Raw genomic sequence first — 23,019 nt, 5'->3', positions numbered from 1 at the left:
GTCCAGGCGCGCCTCGGACTGGCGACGCTGCTGCTCGGCCTCGCAGCGTTCGCACCGGCGATGGCCGACGACGCCGAAGCGGCGCTGCTGCATCCGCTGTTCCAGGACCATGCCGTGCTCCAGCGCGACGAGCCGATCCGCATCTGGGGCGAGGCCACGCCGCGCGCGTCCGTGGAGATCACCCTGGGACGGCAGCAGCGCCGCGCGCGGGCCGATGCCGGGGGGCGATGGCAGGTCGAGCTGCCGGCATTGCCGGCCGGCGGTCCTCACCGGTTGCAGGCGCGCGCTGGTGACGTCACGCGCACGGTCGACGACGTGCTGATCGGCGATGTCTGGCTGTGCTCCGGACAATCGAACATGGAGCTGCAGGTCTGGCGTTCGCTCGACGCGCGCGCGGAGATCGCCGGCGCGGACAGCGACACGATCCGTCTGCTGACCGTGCCGCAGGCCGGCCACCCGGCGCCGCAGGCGCGCTTCGGCGCCGAGACGCGCTGGCACACCGTGACCCCCGATTCGATCCGGGATTTCTCCGCAGCCTGTTACTACTTCGCGCGCGAGTTGCAGAAGACCGTCGACGTGCCGATGGGCCTGGTCAACGCGGCCTGGGGCGGCTCGCGCATCCAGGCCTGGACCAGTGCCGACGCACTGCGTGCCGGCGGCGGGCTCGACGCCGAACTCGACGTGCTGGCGCTGTATGCCGACGCGCCCGACGCCGCCGTCGCGCGCTGGGGGCAGGTGTGGACCGGCTGGTGGCGACAGCGCCCGTGCATCGCTGCTGATGACCGTCCCTGGGAGGGCGACGCCAGCGGCGCGGACTGGCGCGATGCACCGCGCACTCTCGGCGCCTGGGAACGCTGGGGCGTGCCGGCACTCGCCGCGTTCGACGGCATGCTCTGGTATGGGACGGCCGTGACGCTGACCCATGCACAGGCCGCGCAGCCGGCGACCCTCGTGCTCGGGCCGGCCGACGAGATGGACACCACCTGGGTCAACGGCCAGGCCGTCGGCAGCACCTACGGCGCCGGCACGCCGCGGACCTACGCACTGCCTGACGGCCTGCTGCGCGCCGGCGACAACCACATCGTCGTCAACGTGCTCGACACCTACCGCGAAGGCGGGCTGGCCGGGCCGGCGTCCGCGCATGCGTTGAAGTTCGCCGGCGGCAGCACGGTGCCGCTCGATGGTGGCTGGCGCTATCGCGTGGTGCCGAACGCGGTCGGCTCGCCGCCGCGCGCGCCGTGGCAGTCCGCGGCCGGGCTGTCGACGCTGTACAACGGCATGATCGCGCCGCTGTCGGGCATGCGCCTGCGCGGCATGCTCTGGTACCAGGGCGAATCCAACACCTTCGAGGCCGATGCCTACGCCGGCCTGCTCCGAGGCTTGCGCGACGACTGGCGCGCCCGCTTCGACGATCCCGACCTGCCGTTTCTCGTCGTCCAGCTCGCGAACTACGGCACGCCTGCCAGCGCGCCCGGCGACAGCGACTGGGCCGCGCTGCGCGACGCACAACGCGCCGTCGCCACCGATCCGCACAGCGCGCTCGCGGTGACGATCGACATCGGCGACCGCTACGACATCCATCCGGCCAACAAGCAGGTGCTCGGCAAACGCCTGGCGCGTGCCGCGCGGCAGGCGGTCTACGGCGAGCGCATCGCGCCGTCCGGTCCGGTGCCGCAGCAAGCGCGTCGCGAGGGCGACGATGTGGTGGTGACGTTCGCCGATGTCGAAGGCGGGCTGTTCGTGCACGGCGCCGCCGGGCCGGTCGGCTTCGAGCTGTGCGGCGCGGGGGGTGACGGTTGCCGCTTCGTCGACGCCCGCGTCGAAGGCAATCGCGTGCGCCTGCGCGCCGACGCGGGGCCGACGCCGGTGCGCGTGCGTTACGCCTGGGCCGACGCACCGCTGGTGAATCTGTTCGATGCCGCGGATCAACCCGCCGGTCCCTTCGACATCGAAATCCACTGACCGGAATCATCGCGTCGCGTCGCCCGTGCGCGCGGCACTGCAGGACCCGATCCACACCATCCGAATGACTGTTCCGGGAGCCACGATGTCGACCTCCAGTCCCCACGAATCAAGCCCCTACAGCTCGAACCGCGACCGCGAGATCGTCGAAGCGCGGGTCATCGTCACCTGTCCCGGCCGCAACTTCGTGACCCTGAAGATCGTCACCCGCTCGGGCGTCACCGGGCTGGGGGACGCGACCCTCAACGGCCGCGAGCTCGCCGTGGCGTCGTACCTGCAGGACCACGTGGTGCCGAACCTGATCGGGCGCGATGCCGGTCGTATCGAAGACCTGTGGCAATTCCTCTACCGCGGCGCGTACTGGCGCCGCGGACCGGTGACGATGACCGCGATCGCCGCGGTCGACGTTGCGCTGTGGGACATCCTCGGCAAGATGGCCGGCCTGCCGCTGTACCAGCTGCTCGGTGGCCGCTCGCGCGAGGGTGCGTTGGTCTACGCGCACGCCAACGGGCGTGATATCGCCGAGGCCAGCGACGCGGTGGGCGCCTACATCGACAAGGGCTTCCTCGCGGTGCGCGCGCAATGCGGCGTGCCGGGCGTCAAGAAGGCCTACGGCATCTCATCGGGCGGCAAGCCCTACGAGCCGGCCGAAAGCGAACTGCCGGCCGAGACCGAATGGAACACGCCGCGGTATCTGGAGACGGTGCCGGCACTGTTCGAGCGCGTGCGCGCCGACCACGGCACCACCGTCGAACTGCTGCACGACGTGCACCACCGGCTCACCCCGATCGAAGCCGCGCGGCTCGGCCGCGAGCTCGAGCCCTACCGGCTGTTCTGGATGGAGGACGCGACGCCCGCCGAGAACCAGCGGTCGTTCGAGATCATCCGCCAGCACACGGTGACCCCGCTGGCGGTGGGCGAGGTGTTCAACTCGATCTGGGACTGCAAGCACCTGATCGAGCAGCAGCTGATCGACTACATCCGCACCACCATCGTGCACGGCGGCGGCATCACCCACATCCGCCGGCTCGCGGATTTCGCCGGGCTGCACCAGGTGCGCACCGGCTTCCACGGCGCCACCGATCTGTCGCCGGTGACGATGGGCGCGGCGCTGCATGTCGACACCTGGGTGCCGAACTTCGGCATCCAGGAATACATGTTCCATAGCGACGAGGCGAACGCGGTGTTTCCGCACGACTACGTGTTCCGCGACGGCCGGCTGCATGTCGGCGACACGCCGGGCCACGGTGTGGAGATCGACGAATCCCTGGCGGCGAAATATCCCTACAACCCGAAACAGCTGCCGATCGCCCGTCTCGAAGACGGCGCGATGTGGGACTGGTAGCGACATGGAGGAGACCGGAATGAAGCGATCGACAAGGGGCGCGGCCTGGGCGATGTGGGCCGGTGGTGTGGGGTCCGATGACTCCGCGGAGCTTGTCTGCAACGAACGCGTCGGGTCTCACCGCACGCTCGACTGTCGAACGCCACACGTACCACGCGCGCGTGTGAACGCGCTCCTGGCGACTGCGCTCGCGGCACTGTCGGCGATGGGGGGCGGAAATGCGTTCGCGCAGACGAACGCGTCCACCGCCGCCGTCGAAGCGCCCGCCACTGCCGCACCCGTGCTCTTCGACTGGTTCGAGTACACCGGCCGCGACCGCGCGTTCGAGACACCGCTGCCCGAGGGGCATTTCCGCAATCCGATCCTCGCGGGCTTCCATTCCGATCCGAGCATCGTCGCCGCGCGCGGCAAGTTCTACATGGTCCATTCCACGTTCACTTACTTCCCGGGTATCCCGGTGTTCGAGAGCGAGGACCTGGTGCACTGGACGCAGGTGGGCAGCGCGATCCATCGCCCCGGCCAGCTGGATTTCGACGGCTTGGGCCTGTCGCGCGGCGTGTTCGCGCCGACCATCGAATACCGCAACGGCACGTTCTACGTGGTCAACACCTCGGTCGATGCCGGCGGCAACTTCATCGTCACCGCGACCGATCCTGCCGGGCCTTGGTCGGATCCGGTGTGGCTGCCGGGCATCGGCGGCATCGACCCCTCGCTGTTCTTCGACGACGATGGTCGCGCCTACATCCTCAACAACGATGAGCCCGAGGTGCCGGTGCGCTACGACGGCCACCGCGCGATCTGGCTGCAGGCGATCGACATCGACACGCTCAAGCCCTTCGGCCCGCGCAAGGTGCTGATCGACGGGGGCGTGAAGCCGGAAGACAACCCGATCTGGATCGAGGGCCCGCACATCTACAAGGTCGACGGCTGGTACGTGCTGTCGAATGCGGAAGGCGGCACCGGGCCCCAGCATTCGCAGGTGGTGCTGCGCAGCCGCGATGTCTGGGGGCCGTATATCCCCTACGAACACAATCCGATCCTGACCCAGCGCGACCTGCCGCCTGACCGCGACCTGCCCATCACCAATGCCGGCCATGTCGACATGGTCGAAGGCCCGGACGGCAGCTGGTGGGCGGTGTTCCTGGCCAGCCGCAACTACGACGTGCGCCAGTACAACACCGGCCGCGAGACCTTCCTGCTGCCGGTGACCTGGAAAGACGGCTGGCCGACGATCCTGCCGCTGGGCGAGACGATTCCGTACACGTTGCCGGCGCCGTCGTGGATGGCGCGCCCCGCCGACCAGGCACCGATGTCGGGCAACTTCACCCGGCGCGACGAGTTCGATGCGCCGGCGCTGGAGCGCGAATGGATGTACGTTCGCGTGCCCAAGCGCGACTGGACGGATCTGGCCTCGCACCCCGGCCAGCTGGCGATCCATCCGCTGCGCGAGGGCCTCGACACGCTGGGCAATCCATCCTTCATCGGCCGCCGCCAGCAGCACCTGGTGTTCGAAGCGAGCACCGCGCTCGCGCCGCCGGCGCAAGGCGTCGCCGCGGGCCTCGCGGCGTTCCAGAGCGGCAACCACTGGTACGTCGTCGGTGTACGCCGCGACGCCGATGACGCGCTGCAACTGTTCGTCGAGCGCGCCAAGGGCGAGGGCGCGCCTGTCGAAGTGCTCGCCACGCGCACGGTGCCTGCGGCGGACGCGCTGCGCCTGCGGATCGCGGGCGACGAGGGCGAGATCGCGTTCGCGTTCGCGGCCGACGACGGCGACTGGCAGCCGCTGCTGGAAGGGGCGGATGCGACCATGCTCAGCACCGACGACGCCGGTGGTTTCGTCGGCGTGACCCTGGGCCCGTACGCGCGCGACGAACGATGAACCTGCCGCGTCTGTCGGACGACACGCTCGCCACGCTGCCGCCGACAGTGGTGCGGCCGGCCTTCGATCGCGCTGACACACGTATCGGCATCGTCCATCTGGGTGTCGGTGCGTTCCATCGCGCGCACCAGGCGGTCTATATCGACGATCTGCTGGCCGAGGACCCGGACTGGGCGATCTGTGGCGTGTCGCTGCGCAGTCCCGACGTGCGCGACGCGCTGCGCCCGCAGGACGGGTTGTACACGCTGGCGCTGCGCGACGGCGGACCGACGCTGCGCGTGATCGGCGCCTTGCGCGAGGTGCTGTGCGCGACCGACGAACGCGATGCGGTGCTCGCACGGCTGGCGCATCCGGATGTGCGCCTGGTGATGCTGACGGTGACCGAGAAGGGCTACTGCCTGTCGGCCGACGGCGTCGATCTCGCGCATCCCGATATCGTCCGTGATCTCGCGACGCCGGAAGCGCCGTCGAGCGCGATCGGCGTCGTCGTCGCCGGGCTCGCCCTGCGGCGGGCGCACGGCCTGTCCGCGTACACGGTGCTGAGCTGCGACAACCTCGCCGACAACGGTGGGCGCCTGCGGCGCGCGGTGCTGCAGTACGCACGCCGGTTCGATGCCGGGCTCGCAGACTGGATCGAGACGCACGCGACGTTCCCGCGCTCGATGGTCGACAGCATCACTCCGGCCACCGACGACGCGCTGCGCGCCGACGTCGACGCCGCGCTCGGCCTGCACGATGCCTGGCCTGTGCAGCGTGAGCCCTACACGCAGTGGGTGGTCGAGGATGCGTTCTGCAACGGCCGGCCGCCGCTGGAACGCGCCGGCGTGATCCTCAGCAGCGACATCGCCGGCTGGGACCGCGCCAAGCTGCGTCTGCTCAACGGGCCGCACAGCACGCTGGCGTATCTCGGCCTGCTGCTGGAACTGGAAACGGTCAGCGACGCGATGCGCCACCCGGCGCTCTCCGCATTCGTGGAGCGCCTGATGCGCGAGGACATCGCACCGACGCTCGAGCCGATGGACGGCTTCGACGCCCAGGCCTACATCGACGCGATCCTCGCCCGGTTCCGCAATCCCGAGATCCGCCATCGGCTGGGCCAGATCGCCTGGGATGGTTCGCAGAAGATTCCCGTGCGCCTGCTCGGCACGATCGCCGATGCCCGCGCAACGGGTCGATCCATCGACAGGCTGTGCCTGCCGGTCGCCGCATGGATGCACTTCGTGCGGCGCCAGGCGCAGGCCGGTGTCGCGCTGGATGATCCGATGGCGGACAGGCTGGCTTCGGTCGGCGCCACGATGATCGGCGACATGCGCCGGGACGTGGCCACGATCCTGGCGTTGGACCCAGTGTTCGACGCGGTGGTCGATGACGCGCGGATCGTCGATGCGCTCGTGCGTGCCTATGCCGCACTCGGGGATGCGACGCCGGCCGACGTGGCAAGGGCGCTCGCCGCGGCCTAATGCGCGAGAGCCCTGTGTGTGCGTTTGCGTATGCGGATCGCGTCGAGTGGTAGCGAGTCACCGGCGCCATGGCGCTAGCCGCTGCTAGATACTTGTTCCGTCATTCCCGCCTGACCAGCCGTTCGGCTGTTGAGAGCCGCGGGAATGACGGCATTGCTTTGGCGTGGTTGGCCAGAGGGCCGTCGGCAGCAGCCAATACGAGTGGCACAGCGCATGCTCGCGAACGAGCGAAGAGCCATAAGCCGCGCGCGCGGGTCTGCTCCCTTGCGGTGCGGTTCCTGCTCGCGCATGACCGCTTCAGCGCGACACCGCCTCACCCGGTACCGCCAGCACCGCCTCCAGCGCCGGCTTCGGCTGGCGCTCGCGATCGAACAGCAGGGTGTAGTTGGTCCGGTTCGGAATCGGATAGTCGTTCTTCCACGACATGCCGTCCTCGACGCCCCAGACGCTGACGCGGTCGATGACGTCGCGCTTGCGGTGGAACAGGCGGAACAGCTCGGCGTAACGATCGGCCAACTGCTGCTGCACGTCGGCCGGCAGCCCGTCGCGGTAGGGATCGAGATAGCGCTTGAACTCGGGCAGCTGGAACTGCGGGTGCAGCATGCCGGTTCCGATGATCTGGCCTTCGCGGGTCAGCGGCAGCGCGTCGACGTCCAGTTCGGTGATCATCACCTTGACCCCGAGCGCGGCATAGGCGTCGATCGAGGCTTCGATGTCGTCGAGCGACGGATAGTTCAGGCCCCAGTGGCCCTGCATGCCGATGGCGTCGATGCGGATGCCGGCGTCCTGCAGCATGCGCACCATGCGCACGATGCCGGCACGCTTCTCCGGCCGCCAGGCGTTGAAGTCGTTGTAGTACAGCGCGGTGTCGGGCGCATGCCGGCTGGCGGCCTCGAACGCCAGGCGCACCACCGCGTCACCGTCGCCGCCGAAGGCGCGCGTCCAGACGGTGTCACGGTATTCGCCGTCTTCACCGATGATTTCGTTGACCACGTCCCAGGCATCGACGCGACCGGCGTAGCGGCCTGCGACCACTTCGATGTAGTCGCGCAGGCGCTCGGTCATCACCTCGGGCCCGGCAGGCGTGCCGTCGTCGGCTTCGAAGAACCACGCCGGCGTCTGGTTGTGCCACACCAGGGTGTGGCCGATCAGGTACATGCCGTGGCGCTCGCCATAGGCGACGAACGCATCGGCCGGCCCGAAATCCCAGACGCCGGGTTGCGGATGCAGCACCTCGGCCTTCATCACGTTCTCGGCGGTCAGTGCATTGAAATGCCGGGGCACCAGCGCTTCGCTGCGCGGATCGCGGCCAGCGACGATGTCGTCATTGACGGCGGTGCCGAGCAGGAAGGCGCCGCGGTAGGCCTCCTTGAGCGTCGATCCCGCTTCGCCCGCGTTGGTGGATTGCGGGGCAGGGGCCGGATCGCGCGGCGCTGCCGTCGCCGGCAGGGTGAGGCCACAGAGCAGCGCCGCCGCGAGTGCAGATGCGAAGCAGGTGCGTCGGGTCATCGGAATCTCCTTGATGCGGAAGGTGCGTCACGGCGCCGGCTGCGTGGCGCGCGCGCGTGAGCGTCTGAAGCCGGAAGCGTCCGGTGGCCGATAGCGCGCTTGCTGCGCAGAGCTTCGGGCGACGGACGCCTGTTTCTTCGGCGACACACAGCGTGCGCTCGAATGGTTCCGACGTCGCACTGCGGCTGCGTCGTCGGGGAGCATGTCGTCGCGTCAACATCCATCTCGACGCCGCCCTAGAGCCGGTAGGCCCGCTTCGGCAGCCGGTAGGCCAGATCGATCGCGACCTCGGCGGCCTCGTCCTCGTCGATGCGGTGTTCGGCGACCAGCTTGGCGAGAAACGCGCAGTCCACCCGGCGCGCGACGTCGTGCCGCGCCGGGATCGACAGGAACGCGCGCGTGTCGTCGTTGAAGCCGACGGTGTTGTAGAAACCGGCGCTGGCGAGGGTCTGTTCGCGGAAGCGCCACATGCCCTCCGGCGCATCGTGGAACCACCACGCCGGGCCGAGGAACAGGCAGGGATAGTGGCCAGCCAACGGCGCGAGCTCGCGCGCATAGGTGCTTTCGTCGAGCGTGAACACGATCAGGGTGAAGCCGGGCGCGTTGCCGACGCGATCGAGCAGCGGCTTGAGCGCGTGCACGTAATCGGTGCGCAGCGGGATGTCGGCGCCCTTGTCGCGGCCGTAGCGGGCGAAGAGCTCGCGGTTGTGGTTGCGGAAGCAGCCGGGATGGATCTGCATGACCAGGCCGTCGTCGAGGCTCATCTTCGCCATCTCGGTCAGCATCTGCGCGCGGAACAGCTCGGCTTCGGCCGGCGTGGCCGCGCCGCGCACGACGGTGTCGAACAGGCCGCGTGCGTCGGCGTCTGACAGGTCCGCGGTCGCGCAGCTCGGATGGCCGTGGTCGGTCGACGTGGCGCCATGCGCGGCGAAGAACGCGCGGCGCTGGCGATGCGCGCGGAGGTAGCCGGTCCACGCGTGGACGTCTTCGCCGGTGATTTCGCCGAAGCGGCGGAGGGCGTCCGGAAACTGCTCGTGCTCCGGATCGATGACCGGATCGGGACGATAGGCCGTGACCACGCGGCCCGACCAGCCGCTTTCGCGGATCGTCGCGTGGTGCGTGAGTGGATCGAGCGGCGACTCGGTGGTCGCGATGACTTCGATGTTGAAGCGTTCGAACAGGGCGCGCGGTCGGAACTCCGGTGTCTGCAGCGCAGTGGTGATCGTGTCGTAGTAATCATCGGCGGTGGACGCCGAGAGTCGCTGGCGCAGGCCGAAGACATCGTGGAACACATGGTCCAGCCACATCGACGACGGCGTGCCGCGGAACAGCGTCCAGTGCCCGGCGAACAGCCGCCACGCCTCGCGCGGATCGACCTCGGTGCGCGAGCCGTCGGCACGCGGGATGCCCAGTGCATCGAGGTCCACGCCCTGGCTGTAGAGCATGCGGAAGACGTAGTGGTCCGGCACCAGCAGCAGCTCGGTCGCGTTGGCGAATGGCGCATTGGTCGCGAACCAGGCTGGGTCGGTGTGACCGTGCGGGCTGACGATCGGCAGCCCGGTGACTTCGGCATGCAGGCGACGCGCGATGGTGCGCTGGGTGGTGTCCGACGAGAACAGGCGGTCGGGGTGCAGGGTGAGGGGGTGGGGGGCGTGCGTCATGACGAGGCTCGGGTGGAATGGGGTGGCGCGTGCTGGCGGAAGTGAAATGGGTTCATTGCTGCAGCCGCTCGCCGGGTACGACGCGATCGCGCGAATGTGTGAGCTACCGACCGGCGGCGTGGGATTCTGGCCTGCAACAGTGAGAGTGGGCTCGCCGACGGTGCAGGACTCCGCGCAGGCTCTTGCTCTTGCTCTTGCTCTTGCTCTTGCTCTTGCTCTTGCTCTTGCTCTTGCTGTTGATCTTTTCGAGCCGTAAAGCGAGCCGAGCATCGCAGGGCGGCGGGGTCGAAGAGCAGCCCATGTCTGAGCGCAGCGAGTTTGGGCTGCGTGCCCCGTCGTCCGAGAAGCGCAGGGGACCGCCGCGGCTGTATCGCGGCGGATCGCGTCCGGCGAAGACGGTTTTGCTTACTTTTGCCAAGACAAAAGTAAGCCGCGCGACAGCGCGGAAGCCTTGTCTTTGATCTTCGCTCCTGCGTTTGATTGTTGGTATCTGCTCGAAACATCAGAGTCGCGAAGCGACAGGCAAAGAAGCTCAAGCAAGTGCAAGGCTTTCGCCCGCTGCGCGTGCGAGTCCCTTTTGGATGGACCCAAAAGGAACCAAAAGGTCCCTTCGCCGGACGCGAGCCGACGCTATGAAGCCGCGTCGGTCCCCTGTGCTCCTCGCCTGACGCGGCACGCAGCCCAAACTCGCTGCGCTCAGACATGGGCTGCTCTTCGGCCACGTCAGGCTCCGGTGCTCGGCTCGCTCTACGGCTCGATTCGAGATCAAGGGCAAAGGCAACTGCCAAAGCAGGAGCAAAAACAGGAGCAGGAGCCAACGCCGGAGCAGACGCCACAGCCGAAAGACCCATCTCTGGAGCCCAATCGGGATGAACAAGAAACGTCAACGCCGACATCACCGCCGTACACTCTCCGGCGGCCCGAGATAACTCGAGCGCGCCGCATCCCGCACGATCTCGATCCGCTGCACCACGACACCCGGATCGATCCGCCACAGCTTCAAGGTCTGTGCGCCGGCTTCGACCCGGTGTCGCGAGGTCGCCACGTGCACGCTGTCGCTGACCGCGCGCTCCCAGGCCTGGAACTGCGGATGGCCGGGTGTCGGATCGAGATGCATCGTGACCTCCTGCGGCGCGGCATCATCGAACGAGACGGCATAGCGCAGGCCGCCGCGATGCTGGTAATCGAGTGTCGGCGACAGCACGACCCGGACCTCGACATCGCCGGCGCTCGCCAAGTGCACCCGGTACTCGAGCCACGCGCCCGACGCGTCCGCGGTTGTCGCGCCCGCGGTCACGGGCACCGAGGTCACCGCCGACAGCGTGCGCCCGAGATGCGGGATCGTCTCCCAGGCCAAGCCCTCCGGCGCGACCGCACGCGCGTGGTGCGCGGCCTCGATTGCGATGACGCCTTCGCTCTCGATGAAGCCGGTGACCGCCGAGGCGGGCTTCGATACCGGCACGACAATGCGCACTTCGGTGCGGTCGCTGCCGAGCAGGTCGATCTGGCCGACGTGCTCACCCGCCGATATGGCGTTCCAGTCGACATCGATGCGCAGCGGCATCTCGTCCTCGACCTCACCGGACGTCGGCGTCACGCGCAGCCAGGGCTGCGAGGACGTCCCGAAGAACGTGAACGGCGCGTGTCCACGATTGAACACGACGACCTCGCGTGATGGCGCGCCATACGGGTCGAGCGGTGGTAGGGGCGCCGGCAGAGTCGGCACCGGCCAGCCGCGCACATCGCCGTCGACCGCGACGCCCATCGTGCCGCGCTCGCGCACGTCCACCCGCGACAGCGCCGGCATGACATTGCGCTCGGGCTGCTGCCAGTGGGTGTAGCCGATGCGCGGCTGCGACATCATGTGGATCCACTTGCCGTCGGCGATGTCCTGTTCGTAGACGCGTGCGAGCTCGGCATCGCGGGCGAAGCGGCGTTCGGCCTCGTCGGCCCAGGCATTCGCCGAGACGCGTCCCTGTGCGGCATGCAACCGGTTGCGGGCGACGGCGACATAGAGGTGCGCGAGGTTGGCGCTGGCGAGCACCGGATATTCGACCAGTTGGTAATACGCATCGCGATGCGCAGCGCCGAGCGCGGTGCCGATCCGCTGCGTGCGTTCGACCAGCGCATCCCAGTCCGCGAGTACGCGATCGGCCTCGCCGAAATTAACCAAGCTCCAGGTGTCCGGCGATTGCAGTTCGGGTTTGCGCCGCGCGTTGTACTGGGTGTAGCGGGTCAGGATCTCGCCGATCTCCGCCGCATGGGTCTCGCCGAACTGCTCGGCGGCGAAGGCTTGCGGATAGGCGCTCACCGCTTCGACCGGATACGCATCGGGCGCCCAGGCGTAGTCGAGGAAGAAGCTGATCGGAAATTCCATCGGCTTGATGTCGCCGACATTGACCACCCACAGCCGGTCGGCGCCGTGCGCGTGTGCCAGCCGCATCTGCTCCCAGACGCGCTCGATCTGGGTGGTGTTGATCCACTTGTAGTTGCGCGGGCCGCCGACGTAATCGAAGTGGTAGTAGACGCCGTAGCCGCCTGCACGCGTCGTGTCCGGTGCCGGCAGGCGGCGGATGTTGCCCCAGTTGTCGTCGGCGAACAGCAGGGTCACGTCGTCCGGCACCTGCATGCCCGCATCGAAATAGTCCTGGACTTCCTTGTACAGCGCCCACACCTGCGGGATCGCGTCGGCCGGCCGGCCGGTGACCTCGGCGAGGATGCGGCGCTGGTCGGCGACGATGGTCTCGAGCAGCGTCGTCGCGGTGGCGTCGCTCATCGGCTCGTCGCCATCGCCGCGCATGCCCAAGGTCACGACGTTCTCGTGCGTGCCCATGCGGCGGATGCCCTGGCGCCAGAAGTCCTGCAGGCGATCTCGGTTGCGCGTGTAGTCCCAGGCCCCTTTACCATGCCGCGCCCATTCGACGTGGGCGCGCATCATCGGCTCGTGGTGACTGGTGCCGATGACGACGCCCATCTCGTCGGCGAGCACCGCGTTCTGCGGATCGTCGTCGTAGAACGCGCGACCCCACATCGCCGGCCACAGGTAGTTGCCCTTGTGCCGCAGGATCAGCTGGAACACGCGTTCGTAGAACTGGTGGTTCGGCCCGCCGTAGGTCGCGGCCATCCAGCCGCCGAGCGCCGGATCCTCGTCGTTGATGAAGATGCCGCGGTAGCGCACGGCCGGCGCATCGACGAAGCGCCCCGGCGCGATGTGCAACGCGGTCTTGCGTTCGGGCGCCGCATCGGCCCACCAGTTCCACGGCGACACGCCGATCCGGCGCGAGAGCTCGTACAGGCCGAAGATCGTGCCGCGCTTGTCGGCGCCGAGGATCACCAGGGCGCGCTCGATGCCGGGCTCGGGCGCGTCGACGAGCTGCAGCGAATAGCCTTCCCACTGGCCGGCGACGCCGCTGGTATCGAGCGCGTGCTCGCGCACGATGCGATCGATGCGCGGGCTGTGACCAAGGGTGCCGGCGATGATCGCCAACGGCGGCGTGCCCGTGGGCGCGGGCAGGGCGCTGGCCCCCACGCCCGAGACGGCGGCGAGATCCGTGCGCAGATCGTCGGCGGCCCGCGCGACACCAGGGAAATCGTCGGCGTCGATCAGGACGGGGAGCGGCTGGCCGTCTGCGATCAGCGCGAGTGCATCGGGTACCGCCTGCACGCAGACCGCGGCGGGCTGCGCGCAGTCGCGGGCGTGCAGCGGCATGGCGCAGAACAGCGCCAGAAGAAGCAGCGCACCTGTAGGAGCGCGCTTGCGCGCGAAGAAGCCTTTGGCGCGGCGTGCGTTCGCGCGCGAGCGCGCTCCTACAATCGACATCACTGCGTGACCTCCCCGCGCACGTAGCTGCGCAGCCACTCCAGTGCAGGTCGCTCGCTGCCGTCCTCGCGGATCAGATAGGCGCCCTGTTCGTCGCGCCACAGGCCGCGGCGGAAGCCCCACAGGGTCATGCCCTGTACCGCGGGATGTTCCCAGAACACCGGGAACACGCGCTGGTAGCTGGCCAGCTGCACGGCGTCGTCGACACCGTCGAGATCGAACTCGGTGACGTGCACCGGCAGGCCGGTCGCGCCCAGCGCATCGAGGTTGGTGGTCGAGAACGCATGGCCCTGTACGCCGATCACGTCGACCAGATTCTCGGCCTGCAGCAGGCGGACGATCTCCAGATAGCGCCGGGTCGCGTCTTCGCTGTTGGTCACGCTGTAGTCGTTGAGCATCAGCTTCGAATCGGGAAAATGCTGGCGCGCGAGCCGGAATGATTCGAGGATCCAGTCCCAGCCACTGGCGCCCCCGCCGCCGAGCGCCTCGATGTAGTTGCCGCCGCCTTCGTCGTCCTTCGACGGCGGATCGTTGAGCGGCTCGTTGACGACCTCGACGATGTCGATGCCGGGGTAGCGCTCGGCCACCGCCGCAAACCACTCCTCGATCTCGGCGCGCTGCTCCTCGGGAGGCAGCGTCTCGATCCATTCCGGCTGCTGGTTGCCCCAGACCATCACGTGCATCTGGAACGGCAGGTCGTGTTCCTGCGCGACGGCCCAGGCGGCATCGAGTTCGGCCCAGTGCATGACGTCACGTTCGGCCTCGACCTCGCCCCACTTGCCGCCGTTCTCGGGCGTGACCTTGTTCCAGTAGTCCGCGAAGCCGTCGGCCTGCGGCGGGCTGTGCGCGCCGCCGAGGAAGCGGTCGAGACCATGGGCGAGGGCGGTGGACGATGCCGGATCCGGCGCCGGCGCGGCCGGCGGTGATGTAGTGGGCGTGGGTTCCGCGGCAGGTCGATCGCCGCAACCGCCCAGTGCGAGGGCGAGTGCAGTGGCCAGAGCGAATGGCAGGTGTCGCATCGTGTCGGTTCCTCCGTGTTCGTGATCCATCGGTACGGCATGGCGCGCCCGCGGATGCAGGCGCGCGCTCAAGCGGTTTCGAGCTGCGCGGGTTCCAGGCGCGGCGCCAGCAGATGCACGACCAGCAGCGCCAGCAGATAGGCAGAGCCCGCCATCAGGAAGACCGGTACGTAGCTCCCCGTGGTCTGCAGCAGGAAGCCGGTGAAGGTGGCGATCATCATGCCGCCGACGGCGCCGGCGAAGCCGCCGATCCCGACGACGGACGCCACCGCGTGACGCGGGAACATGTCGGACGTCAGCGTGAACACGTTGGCCGACCAGCCCTGGTGCCCGGCCGTCGCCAGCCCGATCAGTGCGACCGCGAGCCACAGGTTGTCGGCCTGCGCGGCGAACACGATCGGCACCACGCACAGTGCGCAGATCAGCATCGCGCCCTTGCGCGCGCGGTTGACGCTCCAGCCCAGGCGGATGAAGCGTCCCGCGAGCCAGCCGCCGAGAATGCTGCCGACATCGGCGAGCACGAAGATCGCCACCAGCGGCAGGCCGAGCGCGAGCAGGGTCAGGCCGTATTCGGCATTGAGGAATTTCGGCAACCAGAACAGGAAGAACCACCACACGGGATCGGTCATGAACTTCGCCGCGACGAACGCCCAGGCCTGGCGGTGGCGCAGGATCTGCAACCACGGCACGCGCGCCGACGGCTCCGGCGGATCGCTGCGGATGTGGGCGAGCTCGGCGGCCGACAGCGCCGGTTGCTGCTCGGGCGTGCGGTAGGTCAGCAACCACACCGCGAGCCAGGTCGCGCTGAGCACGCCGGTGAACAGGAACGCGGCCTGCCAGCCCCAGGTGAGCGCGATGATCGGCACCAGCAACGGCGCGACGATCGCGCCGATGTTCGAGCCCGAGTTGAAGATGCCGGTGGCGAAGGCGCGTTCGCGGCGCGGGAACCATTCGGCGACGGTCTTGATCGCGGCGGGGAAGTTGCCGGCTTCGCCGAGTCCGAGCATGAAACGGGCGAGCATGAATCCGACGACGCCGGCCGCGAGCGAATGGCTCATCGCGGCGATGCTCCAGATGCAGATCGCGATCGCATAGCCGACCTTGGTGCCGAGCCGGTCGATGATCGCACCGGCGCACAGCAGGCCGATCGCGTAGGCGCCCTGGAACGCGGTGACGATGTAGCCGTACTGGATCTCGTTCCAGCCGATCTCGTCCTGCAGGAACGGCGCGAGCACGCCGAGGACCTGGCGGTCGATGTAGTTGATGGTCGTGGCCGCCAGCAGCATCGCGCATACGCGCCAGCGGTACATGCCGATCTTCGCGGCGGGCGTGGAGGCCCCGGGCGGCGCGGCCCCGTCGGTGGGCCGGCTCATCGTGATACGCCACGCGCGCACGGGGCGCACCCTGGTGTCTGCTGCATCGTGTCCCTCCGCGTCGCGCGCCCCCATCGTGATAGCGCTATCACTAACACAGCGTGCCGGCATGTGCGTTCTGCACTGCATCACGCCGGGCGTATCCCGCGACACGAATCGCGGATACGCGGGGAAACAAGCGAAAAAGACGCGATGCGACGTGGCGGATGGCGAATGCTGCTCCGCAGCGTGCGCCTCTGGAATGATAGCGCTACCTTCCTGGCCACGCGTTGCAACGCGAGAGCCGCGGCAGCGCAGGGGCGGGACAGAACATCACTGCAGGGTGCGCTTCCGCACCGCGCAGTCACACCAGAAACGGGAGGGGAGTACGGTGCAAGTCAAAGTCACACGAACCGTGTTGTCGCATGCGTTGAGCCTGGCGCTGCTGAGCATGGCGAGCGCATCCGCGCTGGCCCAGAGTCCGCAGGCCCCCGCGCCTGCACCGCAGACGCCACCGACGCCGCCGACATCGGAGCCGGCGTCACCCTCGGTCACCCAGCTCGATACGATCTCGGTCACCGGCTATCGCCAGAGCCTGCAGTTCGCGACCGATGCGAAGCGCGATTCCACCGGCTTCACCGATTCCATCTTCGCCGAAGATCTCGGCAAATTTCCCGACACCAACATCGCCGAATCGCTGACCCGCATCCCGGGCATCCAGTTGAACCGCGACGTCAACGGCGAAGGCCTGAACATCGCGATCCGCGGCCTCGGCAGCAGCTTCACCAAGACGCTGATCAACGGCGCGTCGGTCGCCACCGCATCGATCGGTCTGGATGCGACCAACCAGAACCGCGAAGTCGATCTCAACATCTTCCCGACCGAGTTCTTCAACCAGGTCACCGTGTACAAGTCGCCGCAGGCCAGCCTCCCCGAGGGCGGCGCCGCCGGCGTGGTCGACATGCGCAGCGTGCGTCCGTTCGACATGCCGGGCACGCACGTCACCTATCACCTGCAGGCGGACTACAACGACGTCAGCGAAGAGACCAGTCCGCGCGGCTCGTCGATCTTCAGCTGGACCAACGAGGAAGGCACGTTCGGCACCCTGGTCGGCGTGACCTCGTCGCGCGGCAAGATCGGCGTCGAAGGCTTCGAGACGATCGGCTGGACCAATCCCAACCTGACCAATGCGCAGTGCGGCAACGGCGGCGACCCGGTCGGCTTTCCCGCGCTGGGACAGCCCTGCAACGTGACCGGCGGCAACGGCTGGCGCATTCCCGATGTCGTGCCGAACAATCCGTCCACGATCGCGGCCGGCCTGACGCCCGGCCAGCCGATCGATGCGGCGTGGCTGCTCGCCAACAATCCGGGCCTGACCACGGCGCAGATCGGCGAAGCGCTGATCCCGCGCCTGGGCCGGCCGGTGTCCATGTCGGGCGATCGCGATCGCGACGCGGTGCTCGCGTCGATGGAGTGGCGTCCGAACGACCGCCTGCACGTCTGGGTGGACGGGCTCTACACCAAGGCGAAGCGCACCAACGAGCGCATCGACGTCAACCTGATCGGCCGCAACGGACAGCTGGTCCCGATCGACATGCAGCTCGACGCGAACAACGTCGTCACCAACGCGACCTTCACCAATGCGCAGTTCTTCCTCGAGTACCGGCCCTACGAGGAGGACGTCCAGTACTGGCACCTGACGCCGGGCGCGACGTTCTGGTTCACCGACGACGTCAAGCTGGACGTGGAAGCCAACATCAGCCGCAGCTGGATGTTCCGCGAGTCGCCGACGATCCTGGTCAACACGCCGTTCACCACCGTGCAGTACGCCAACGACGGCGGCGTGCCGACCTTCGATTCCGATCTCGATCTCAACGATCCGAATCTGGGCTGGACCTGGGCCGGCGGTGGCCGGGTCAACGTGCAGAACGAGAAGCGCGTGACCGAGACCAGTGGCGTGCGCGCCGATCTGCAGTTCGGCGAGGACAGCCGCAACGTCCGGGTCGGCGTCGCCTGGGACCGTAACGCCCGCACCATCCGCGGTTTCGACAACAGCCCGGCGTGGGAGAACCTGGTCTGCCGCGGTCTGAATCCGGACGGCAGCGTGCCGGATCCGCGCCCGGCCTGCGACGGCAATCCGGGCGCACTGATCACCAACGCCGAACTCGCGTCGTACCTCCTGCCCGGCCCGCAGGGCTTCATCACCGTCGACGGCGACCGCTTCAAGAACGACACCGATTATTACCGCTATCGCGACGAGGCCCCGGAATCCGGCGGCCCCAACACCGGCGGCGCGACCGGCGGCTTCACCGAGCGCACCCTGGCGGCGTACATCGAACTCAACGGCGAGACCGAAGTGTGGAACCGTGATCTGCGGTTCAACGCGGGCATGCGCTGGGCCAGCACCGACCAGGACATCTCCGGCCCGGTCACCCTCGGTGGCGTGCGCCAGTACCAGACGCTGACCGGCGACTACAGCGAGTGGCTGCCGTCGTTCAGTGCGGCGTGGGACGTCGCCGACCAGGTCGTGCTGCGCATGTCCGGCTCCCGCACGATGACCCGGCCGAACCCGAGTTCGATGCTGCCGTCGACGGTCTTCACCGACCAGTCGGCGCAGGTCGCCTCGCAGGGCAATCCGGAACTCACGCCGTATCTGTCGACGAACTTCGATCTCGGCGGCGAGTGGTACACCGGCGACGAAGGTTTCGTCGGCCTGACCCTGTTCAACAAGCGCGTGGAGGGCTACACCTTCCAGGGCGTCACCACGCGTCCGTTCCTGGATCTGGGCATCCCGTTCGCGGATCTGACCGAGACCCAGCAGCAGGCGATCAACAACCGCGGCGGCCCGGGCGTCGCCACGGTCAACGTCAACCAGCAGGTGAACGCGGACGCGGCGCTCAACATCCGCGGCTGGGAAGCCATCTGGGTGCAGCCGCTGGGCTTCGTGTTCGACGGCCTCGGCTTCATGGCCAACTACACCAAGCTCGACATCTCCACCGAGGGGCGCGATGCCACCGCGCTGTCGGGCAACGTCTACGGTGTCGCGCCGTCGCTGTGGAATGCGACCGCGTACTGGGAGAACGATGTCGCATCGCTGCGGCTGTCCTACACCTGGCAGGAAGGCGCCGTCGGCACCGGTCCCAACCAGCAGGGCATCCCGCAGGCCCAGATCTTCGGCGACGACCGCGGGCAGCTCGACCTCGCGGCCAGCTACACGCTCGCCAACCTGCCGTCGAAGCCGCAGATCACCTTCAACATCCTCAACATCACCGGCGAGGAACGGCGGTCGAACTTCTGGTACTCCAACGCCGTGAACGATCTCTACGATCCCGGGACCACGTACACCATCGGCATCCGGGGCACGTTCTGATCCGGATTCCAGTCGTGCCTGCCTCCCCACGGTCTGTCCCGGCGTTCCGACGCCGGGGCGGATCGTGTTTTCCTCGTGTCGCGCCCGTCGACGCGTTACCGGTCCCCGCATCCGATGCGGTGGCCGATGACGGCCGGTGGACGCGCCCGGGTCCTTGACGCAACGTCGGCATCGGCCGCCTCCACACCGGATCCCCCTCCGCAATGAATCCCGTGCTTCCACCCAGCGTGACCGAAGTGCTGTCCGTCCGTGAAAAAGTCGGCTACAGCCTCGGCGATCTCGCCGCCAACCTGATCTTCCAGACGCTGGTCACCTACCTCGCGTTCTTCTACACCGATGTCTACGCGCTGCCCGCAGCGACCGCGGCCACGATCATCTTCGTCGTCGGCATGCTCGGCGCCTTCGTGTTCACCCCGATCATCGGCCTGCTGGCCGACCGCACGCGCACGCGCTGGGGCAAGTTCCGGCCGTGGATCCTGTGGACCGCGGTGCCGTTCGGCGTGCTGTCGCTGCTGGCCTTCAGCACGCCCGATCTCGGCGAACGCGGCAAGGTGGTCTACGCGCTGGTCACCTATACGCTGCTGGTGCTGGTCTACGGCGCCAACAACCTGCCGTATTCCGCGCTCAGTGGCGTGCTGACCGGCAACATGGACCAGCGCAACAGCCTGTCGTCATACCGCTTCGTCGCGGTGATGGTGGCGCAGTTCGTGATCCAGGTGCTGCTGCTGCCGCTGGTGCTGATCCTCGGCGACGGCGACCGGGTGCGCGGCTTCGAACAGGTGATGACGGTCTTCGCCGTGGTCGGCACGGTGTTCTTCCTGATCACCTTCCTCACCACGCGCGAACGCATCGTGCCGACGGCCGCGCAGTCGTCGGGCGTGCGCCAGGACCTGACCGATCTCGTCCACAACCGGCCGTGGCTGATCATGCTGACGCTCACCGTGCTGGTGTTCGTCACCCTGGCGCTCAAGGGCGGCATGACGATCTACTACTTCCAGTACTACCTCGATGCGACCGCGCTCGCTGCGTTCCTGCAGGGCTCCGGATTCAACGGATTCATCGGCGGCCTCAACGTGGCGCTGACCGGCGTGGGCCTGGCCGGCTTCCAGTGGCCGGAAGACGCACCGACCTCGGCCTTCAGCCTGTTTAACGCCGGCGGCATCATCTTCATGATCCTCGGCATCGGCCTGTCGCGGCCGCTGGCCGAACGCTTCGGCAAACGCGACGTGTTCGGCGGGGCGCTGTTCGTGTCGACGCTGTTCGTGCTCGCGTTCTACCTGTTCCCGCCCGATGCGGTCTGGCTGGTGTTCGGGTCGCAGATCCTGCACGGCTTCTTCTACGGCATCACGATTCCGCTGCTGTGGGCGATGATCGCCGACGTCGCCGACTATTCCGAATGGCAGAACAACCGGCGTGCGACCGCGATCATCTTCTCGGCGATGATCTGCGGCCTGAAAGTCGGGCTGAGCATCGGCGGCGCGCTGGTCGCGGCGATCCTCGCGCGCTACGGCTACGAGACCGGCGGCGGCGCGCAATCGGCGCCGGTCGTCGACGGCATCCGTCTCGCGATCAGCCTCTACTGCGCCACGCCGTTCCTGCTCGCGGTGGGCCTGCTGTTCTTCTACCGGATCGACCGGACCATGGAGGCGCGCCTGGAGCGCGAACTCGCCGAGCGCCGTCTGCGCACGGGAGCCGAAGCATGAGTGCGCATCCCACGCCGCCGCCCTCCGCAGCGCCGGGCGACGAGGCACTGTCGGCCGAACTCGAACTGCTGGCCGCACGCGCCATTTCGCGGCCGCTGATCACCCAGCTCTACACCGCCGATCCCTCGGCCCACGTGTTCGAGGGACGCCTCTACATCTATCCCTCGCACGACATCGATGCAGGCACGCCGTTCGACGACGAAGGCGGGCACTTCGGCATGCAGGACTATCACGTGCTGCGCATGGACACGCCCGAGAGCGAGGCCGTGGACTGCGGCGTCGCGCTGCACGTGCGCGACGTGCCGTGGGCGACGCGGCAGATGTGGGCGCCGGATGCCGCGTATCGCGACGGGCGCTATTACTTCTACTTCCCGGCCAAGGATGCCGACGACGTGTTCCGGATTGGCGTGGCGGTCGGCGATCGGCCCGAAGGTCCGTTCACCTCGCAACCCGAGGCGATGGCCGGCACGTACTCGATCGATCCGGCCGTCTACGGCGACGACGACGGCGCGTATTACCTATACTTCGGCGGCATCTGGGGCGGCCAGCTGCAGAAGTACCGCGACAACGTCCGCGACGCCGCGCACGAAGAACCCGTTGGCGATGCGCCCGCACTGGGCGCGCGGGTGGGCCGGCTGCGCGAGGACATGCTGGAGCTCGACGAGCCGACGCGCGAGGTGCTGGTCCTCGACGCGCACGGGCAGCCGCTGCGCGCCGACGACGACACCCGGCGCTTCTTCGAAGGTCCGTGGGTGCACAAGCACGCGGGCCGGTACTACTTCTCCTACTCGACCGGCAATACGCATCTGCTGTGCTATGCCGTCGGCGACAGCCCGTACGGGCCGTTCACCTACCAGGGCGTGATCCTCGAGCCGGTGGTCGGCTGGACGACGCACCATTCCATCGTCGAGTTCGAGGGCCGCTGGTGGCTCTACTACCACGATGCGCTGCACTCCGGCGGCGTCACCCACCTGCGCACGACCAAGGTCACCGAGCTGCACCACGACGCGCAGGGCCGCATCCGCACCATCGATCCCTATGGCGGATGAGCCCGATGGCGCGCTGAGGCCGCTGGCGCCGGGGCCGCTGCTGCGGATCGCGTGCGGCGCACTGGCCGTCACCGTTGCGCCCGAAGCGGGCGGGCGCATCGCGCAGATCGTCCAGGATGGCGTGCCCCAGCTGGTCGGTGACGACGACGGCAATCCCGCGACGATCGCCTGGGGGTGCTACCCGATGGTGCCGTGGGCCGGGCGCGTGCGGAACGGCCGCTTCCGTTTCGACGGGCAAGGCCACGCGCTGACCGCCAATCTCGCACCGCATGCGATCCACGGCGTGGGCTTCGCCCTGCCATGGACGCTGGACCTGCACACCACCGACTGCATCGTGCTGTCGCTGCAGCTGCCGCGCGATGCGCGCTGGCCGTTCGGCGGCATCGCCCGGCAGACGATCCGCCTGACGCCGCGGCGCCTGCGCCTGACGATGCAACTGGATGCCGAAGACCAGGCGATGCCCGCCGTCATCGGCTGGCACCCGTGGTTCCGCAAGCCGGAGCGGGTGGAGTTCGCGCCGACGCACGTGTATCCGCGCGACACGGACGGCCTGGCCACGCTACCGCTGGCGGCGCCTCCGCCACCGCCGTGGGACGACTGCTTCGTCGGCGCGACGGGCGCGGCGCTCGAACGCGCCGGCCAACGCCTGCAGCTCACATCGGACTGCAGCCACTGGGTCGTCTTCGACGCACCGGCGCACGCGACCTGCATCGAGCCACAGAGCGGCCCGCCGGATGCCTTCAACCTGGCGCCGTCGCGACTCGACGCCGGCGAGCGCCTGACGCGCTGGTTCGAGATGGCGTGGCTGGAGTCGGCGACTCGCTGAGACATTGCGCCACGACCGCCTGCGGCGCTGGTGTAACGCCGATCCGTGCGGCGGGTCGGTGCCT

General features: G+C 68.4%; 13 protein-coding genes. 8 read left to right on the top strand and 5 right to left on the bottom strand.

Annotation, left to right across the window (positions count from 1 at the left end; all coding sequences use genetic code 11):
- Positions 1–60: 60 nt before the first annotated feature.
- The 4 genes from CJ022_RS01795 to CJ022_RS01780 all read left to right on the top strand — a co-directional run bounded on the left by CJ022_RS01795 (position 61) and on the right by CJ022_RS01780 (position 6,646).
- Complete coding sequence (locus CJ022_RS01795; protein ID WP_101925082.1) at positions 61–1,962, top strand: sialate O-acetylesterase; 1,902 nt, start codon at positions 61–63, stop codon at positions 1,960–1,962.
- 85 nt (positions 1,963–2,047) lie between these two features.
- The gene (manD, locus tag CJ022_RS01790; RefSeq protein WP_101924995.1) at positions 2,048–3,307 is read left to right on the top strand and encodes a D-mannonate dehydratase ManD; all 1,260 of its coding nucleotides are present in this window, start codon (positions 2,048–2,050) and stop codon (positions 3,305–3,307) included.
- A gap of 205 nt (positions 3,308–3,512) precedes the next feature.
- Positions 3,513–5,186, top strand: coding sequence for a glycoside hydrolase family 43 protein (locus tag CJ022_RS01785; RefSeq protein ID WP_101925081.1), 1,674 nt, complete (start codon positions 3,513–3,515; stop codon positions 5,184–5,186).
- Positions 5,183–6,646, top strand: coding sequence for a mannitol dehydrogenase family protein (locus CJ022_RS01780; RefSeq protein ID WP_101924994.1), 1,464 nt, complete (start codon positions 5,183–5,185; stop codon positions 6,644–6,646). The genes CJ022_RS01785 and CJ022_RS01780 overlap by 4 nt, the downstream gene beginning before the upstream one ends.
- A 297-nt stretch (positions 6,647–6,943) precedes the next feature.
- On the opposite strand, the gene CJ022_RS01775 is transcribed toward CJ022_RS01780, so the two are convergent.
- From CJ022_RS01775 to CJ022_RS01745, 5 genes are all read right to left on the bottom strand, one after another.
- Positions 6,944–8,155: an endo-1,4-beta-xylanase gene (locus tag CJ022_RS01775; protein ID WP_101924993.1), complete on the bottom strand. Its 1,212-nt coding sequence runs from the start codon at positions 8,153–8,155 to the stop codon at positions 6,944–6,946.
- Between the two features lie 236 nt (positions 8,156–8,391).
- Positions 8,392–9,816: a glucuronate isomerase gene (uxaC, locus tag CJ022_RS01770; RefSeq protein ID WP_101924992.1), complete on the bottom strand. Its 1,425-nt coding sequence runs from the start codon at positions 9,814–9,816 to the stop codon at positions 8,392–8,394.
- Positions 9,817–10,711: 895 nt separating this feature from the next.
- Positions 10,712–13,636: a glycosyl hydrolase 115 family protein gene (locus CJ022_RS01755; RefSeq protein WP_233198554.1), complete on the bottom strand. Its 2,925-nt coding sequence runs from the start codon at positions 13,634–13,636 to the stop codon at positions 10,712–10,714.
- Entirely contained in the window at positions 13,636–14,655 is a 1,020-nt protein-coding gene (locus tag CJ022_RS01750) for an endo-1,4-beta-xylanase (protein WP_101925080.1), read from the bottom strand. Before CJ022_RS01750 ends, CJ022_RS01755 begins: the two co-directional genes overlap by 1 nt.
- 68 nt (positions 14,656–14,723) lie before the next feature.
- Positions 14,724–16,028 (bottom strand): MFS transporter, encoded by a 1,305-nt coding sequence (locus CJ022_RS01745; protein WP_101924989.1) that lies wholly within the window; start codon positions 16,026–16,028, stop codon positions 14,724–14,726.
- Positions 16,029–16,398: 370 nt separating this feature from the next.
- Between CJ022_RS01745 and CJ022_RS01740 the strand changes: the two genes are divergently transcribed.
- The 4 genes from CJ022_RS01740 (at position 16,399) to CJ022_RS01725 (ending at position 22,955) form a co-directional block, all read left to right on the top strand.
- The gene (locus CJ022_RS01740; RefSeq protein ID WP_425490837.1) at positions 16,399–19,377 is read left to right on the top strand and encodes a TonB-dependent receptor; all 2,979 of its coding nucleotides are present in this window, start codon (positions 16,399–16,401) and stop codon (positions 19,375–19,377) included.
- A gap of 203 nt (positions 19,378–19,580) precedes the next feature.
- The gene (locus CJ022_RS01735) at positions 19,581–21,080 is read left to right on the top strand and encodes an MFS transporter (protein ID WP_101924988.1); all 1,500 of its coding nucleotides are present in this window, start codon (positions 19,581–19,583) and stop codon (positions 21,078–21,080) included.
- Positions 21,077–22,129: a glycoside hydrolase family 43 protein gene (locus CJ022_RS01730; RefSeq protein ID WP_101924987.1), complete on the top strand. Its 1,053-nt coding sequence runs from the start codon at positions 21,077–21,079 to the stop codon at positions 22,127–22,129. The genes CJ022_RS01735 and CJ022_RS01730 overlap by 4 nt, the downstream gene beginning before the upstream one ends.
- Complete coding sequence (locus CJ022_RS01725; RefSeq protein WP_101924986.1) at positions 22,119–22,955, top strand: aldose epimerase family protein; 837 nt, start codon at positions 22,119–22,121, stop codon at positions 22,953–22,955. The genes CJ022_RS01730 and CJ022_RS01725 overlap by 11 nt, the downstream gene beginning before the upstream one ends.
- Positions 22,956–23,019: the final 64 nt, after the last annotated feature.

Source organism: Luteimonas rhizosphaerae (assembly GCF_002849595.1).
Classification (GTDB): domain Bacteria; phylum Pseudomonadota; class Gammaproteobacteria; order Xanthomonadales; family Xanthomonadaceae; genus Luteimonas; species Luteimonas cellulosilyticus.
This window is presented reverse-complemented; position numbering and strand designations above follow the sequence as displayed.

Coding starts and splice junctions, on each gene's coding strand:
- manD (WP_101924995.1), top strand. CDS start 2,048: ATGTCGACCTCCAGTCCCCACGAATCAAGCCCCTACAGCTCGAACCGC.
- CJ022_RS01780 (WP_101924994.1), top strand. CDS start 5,183: ATGAACCTGCCGCGTCTGTCGGACGACACGCTCGCCACGCTGCCGCCG.
- CJ022_RS01725 (WP_101924986.1), top strand. CDS start 22,119: ATGGCGGATGAGCCCGATGGCGCGCTGAGGCCGCTGGCGCCGGGGCCG.
- CJ022_RS01745 (WP_101924989.1), bottom strand. CDS start 16,028: ATGAGCCGGCCCACCGACGGGGCCGCGCCGCCCGGGGCCTCCACGCCC.
- CJ022_RS01735 (WP_101924988.1), top strand. CDS start 19,581: ATGAATCCCGTGCTTCCACCCAGCGTGACCGAAGTGCTGTCCGTCCGT.
- CJ022_RS01785 (WP_101925081.1), top strand. CDS start 3,513: ATGGGGGGCGGAAATGCGTTCGCGCAGACGAACGCGTCCACCGCCGCC.
- CJ022_RS01775 (WP_101924993.1), bottom strand. CDS start 8,155: ATGACCCGACGCACCTGCTTCGCATCTGCACTCGCGGCGGCGCTGCTC.
- CJ022_RS01730 (WP_101924987.1), top strand. CDS start 21,077: ATGAGTGCGCATCCCACGCCGCCGCCCTCCGCAGCGCCGGGCGACGAG.
- CJ022_RS01755 (WP_233198554.1), bottom strand. CDS start 13,636: ATGTCGATTGTAGGAGCGCGCTCGCGCGCGAACGCACGCCGCGCCAAA.
- CJ022_RS01750 (WP_101925080.1), bottom strand. CDS start 14,655: ATGCGACACCTGCCATTCGCTCTGGCCACTGCACTCGCCCTCGCACTG.
- CJ022_RS01795 (WP_101925082.1), top strand. CDS start 61: ATGGCCGACGACGCCGAAGCGGCGCTGCTGCATCCGCTGTTCCAGGAC.
- uxaC (WP_101924992.1), bottom strand. CDS start 9,816: ATGACGCACGCCCCCCACCCCCTCACCCTGCACCCCGACCGCCTGTTC.